We start from the raw sequence: 366 nt of genomic DNA, 5'->3' as shown, positions 1-366 counted from the left end.
TTAAGTTGTTGGATTTAAACGCCTATACCTATAAAAAATTCTTAGAAAAAGGATTATTAAGGATTAATCAGAAAATAGGAAGACACATTTTTTTTAGAAAAGAAGAAGTTGTTTCGTTGAAAAAGGAAAAAGAGGAAATGGATAAGGAACTAAGGCTTAAGTACTATACTAGACAGGAAATTTTAAATGAATTTAACATAAACGTGGATACTATTCGGATAAATATACAGACAATTGAGATACCTGTATTAGTGAGGGGACTTCCTAGATATTTTAATGGTAGATATTTATATTTGAGAGAGGACATTATTAAAGAATATGAAAGACGAAATGAAAATTTAAATCTTTATATAGATAGGGGGTCCA

1 pseudogene is annotated in these 366 nt (G+C 28.1%); it reads left to right on the top strand.

Features of this window, described 5'->3' with window-relative positions:
• Positions 1–366, top strand: a pseudogene (locus tag KI356_RS27900) (hypothetical protein); the annotation flags it as partial.

This window comes from Bacillus hominis, from assembly GCF_018332515.1.
Classification (GTDB): domain Bacteria; phylum Bacillota; class Bacilli; order Bacillales; family Bacillaceae_G; genus Bacillus_A; species Bacillus_A hominis.
This window is presented reverse-complemented; position numbering and strand designations above follow the sequence as displayed.